Here is a 1,005-nt window from a genome sequence, read left to right on the forward strand (position 1 = left end):
ACCGATGCCTGTAATCTCGGCTGCTCCTATTGTTATATTCCAACGTTGAACACCGGTAAAGGCATGAATGCCGGGGTGCGGCTGCAATTACTGGCAAAGTTCGTCGAAGCGGCAGAATTGCGCGGCATTCGCGCGATCAAATTGCGCCTGGCTGGCGGCGAGCCGCTGACGCAGTTCCGCGCATGGCAGGAATTTATCCCACAGGCGACCGATACGCTGGCAAAACTCGGCTGTAAACTGGAAGCCGGTTTTGTCACTAATCTAACGATCCTGAACAACGAGATGATTGCCTTTGCAAGGCAATATAATATCGGCTTTGGGGTGTCGCTGGACGGGGTGGGCGCGTTTCACGATGCGACACGCCAGTTTCGTTCGGGTGCGGGATCGTTCGGTGTGGCCGATGCGCATATCAAGCGCCTGCTGGCCGAAAGCATTCCGGTGGCGATCAATACCGTTGTCACCAATCAGAACCTTGCAGGGCTGCCGGAGCTGACCCGTTACTTAATCGCCCTGGACGTACCGTTTCGTTATTCGATCGTCAAGAGCGAAGCGATCGATGCTGAATTGCTGGAAAAATATTTGTCGGAGACCTACCGGATCATGAGTGAAGCGATAGAAACCGGCTGGCCGTTCTTCAAGCGGTTCCAGTTCTGCGATTTAAAGCCTAATGACCTGGGTTCGCAAACTTGTACCTCGGGCTTTGCGGGCGGCGCGATATATGTCGATGGCTCGTTTAAATATTGCCATGTACAATTCGGGCAGCAAGGGCATGCGACACAAACCATTTTCAACATGGAGACGGATTTAGTTTCCATGATCGAAAACGGCGAGCATCCCGAAGAGGATAAATCAGACGATTGCAAAAAATGCCGTTTTCGTTCCGTCTGTACCAGCGGCTGCCCGGTTTATCGCGAGAACGGCAAAGACCCGCAATGCAGTTTGTATCATCGCTATATCCCAAAATATTACGAATTGCAGGCGAAGGAACGGTTGCGGTTGTTGCGC

1 protein-coding gene is annotated in these 1,005 nt (G+C 52.5%); it reads left to right on the top strand.

The genetic code is table 11. From position 1 onward, the window contains the following. A partial coding sequence (locus GS398_RS22125) for a radical SAM/SPASM domain-containing protein (RefSeq protein ID WP_160909024.1) occupies nt 1-1,005 on the top strand: 1,005 nt, incomplete at both ends.

The organism is Hufsiella ginkgonis (assembly GCF_009834915.1).
GTDB lineage: Bacteria > Bacteroidota > Bacteroidia > Sphingobacteriales > Sphingobacteriaceae > Hufsiella > Hufsiella ginkgonis.